The 1,662-nt window shown below is 74.7% G+C and carries 2 protein-coding genes; both read left to right on the forward strand.

The window, feature by feature from the left end; translation table 11 throughout:
* Window positions 1-459 (forward strand): Tim44/TimA family putative adaptor protein (locus tag RDU12_RS15595; RefSeq protein ID WP_308685575.1); only part of this gene is annotated, 459 nt, incomplete at its 5' end.
* Window positions 459-1,592, forward strand: a complete 1,134-nt coding sequence (locus RDU12_RS15600) for an MltA domain-containing protein (protein ID WP_308685577.1) — start codon at window positions 459-461, stop codon at window positions 1,590-1,592. The genes RDU12_RS15595 and RDU12_RS15600, both read left to right, overlap by 1 nt.
* The last annotated feature ends 70 nt before the right edge of the window (window positions 1,593-1,662 follow it).

Below are 1,662 nucleotides of genomic sequence, written 5' to 3' on the forward strand. Positions count from 1 at the left end.
CTGGACGCCGTGACCCTGGCGTCGATCGCCGGCCTGAGAGCGCGCGACCCCAATTTCGACCCGACCCGGTTCCTCGAGGGCGCGCGCCAGGCCCATGAGACCATCGTCCGCGCCTACGCCTCGGGCGACCGCGAGACCCTGAAGCCGCTGCTGACGCCCCATGTGATGGCCTCGTTCGAGGGCGGCATCGCCGCCCGCGAGGCGCGCGGCGAAAGCGAGGAGGTCGAGTTCCTGCACCCCGCCCGGGCGGACCTGGAGATGGCCACCGCCGAGGAGAACCGCGCCGTGGCCAAGGTTCGTTTCCTGGCCGAACTGCGCAACCGGGTGAAAGCCTCCGATCCGTCGACCGAGGAACAGGTCGAGGAGCGCCGGGTGGCCGAGGTCTGGACCTTCGAGCGCACGCTCGGGGCCAGCGATCCCAACTGGCTGCTGGCCCGCACCGAACCCGCCGCCGCGTGATGGACGGGCGTCGCGGGCCCGGCCCCGGGGCGACGATCCGCGGCGCTGCGCTGGCCCTGATGCTGGCGCTTGCGGCCTGCGCCACCCCGCCGCGCCCGGACGCCCCGACCCCGCCGACACCCGCGTCGCCCGTGCCGGGACCTGTCGCGCCCGCGCCGCCGGCGGAACTGAGCCCGACCGTTCTGCCCGGCTGGGATCATGAGGACCATCTGGCGGCCTTCGACGCCTGGATCGACGGCTGCGGCGTCGCGCGCGATCCGGCGGCGCGGACCCAGTGCGAGCGCGCGATGCAGATCCGGCGCACCTCGAAGCCGGTGACGCCGTCGCTGGCCCGGGCCTTCTTCGAGAGCGGCTTCTCGGTGGTCGCGGCGGAGACGGCGGACGGCCGCCCCGGGATGCTGACCGCCTATTTCGCGCCCGAGTATGCGGCGCGCCGCAGCCCCGACGGCGAGTTCGACATGCCGGTGCTGGCCCCGCCCGCCGGCTGGACGCGCGGCCAGGTCCTGCCCGAACGGGCGGCGATCGAGGCGGACCCGGCGGCGGCCTCGGGCGCGGCGCCGCTGGCGTGGATGCGGGCCGAGGACCTGTTCTTCATGCAGATCCAGGGCTCGGGGTATCTGACCTTCGCGGACGGGACGAAGGCGCGCGCCGCCTACGCCGCCGACAACGGGCGGCCCTTCACCGGCATCGCCCGGCCGATGGCGGGGCGGGGCCTGCTGCCGCCGAACGGGACCTCGGGCGAGGCCATCCGCGCCTGGCTGGCGGCGCACCGGGGGCCGGAGGCGCGCGAGGTGATGGCCCTGAACGCCCGCTACATCTTCTTCAGCCTTGACCCCGACGACGGCGGCGACCCGAACGGCGCGGCGGGGATTCCCCTGCCTGCCCGCCGCGCCATCGCCGTCGATCCGACCCACTGGCGCTATGGCGATCTGGTGTGGATTTCCGCGGACGGCGGAAACCTGGTCGGGGCGCGGGGCAGCTATCAGGGGCTGGTCGTGGCGCTGGACACCGGCTCGGCGATCCGGGGTCCGGTGCGGGCCGACCTCTACATGGGTCGGGGCGCGGCGGCGGGCGAGGAAGCCGGGGCCGTACGGCATCCGCTCAGGATGTGGCGGCTGGTTCCGCGCGGCTAGTTCGGTTGTCAAAGACCTGGAGTCCTCTCCCTCCCCGGGACGGGGAGGGTGGTCGCGCAGCGACCGGGTG

The sequence above is a fragment of the Brevundimonas sp. genome, from assembly GCF_031082345.1.
Classification (GTDB): Bacteria; Pseudomonadota; Alphaproteobacteria; order Caulobacterales; family Caulobacteraceae; genus Brevundimonas.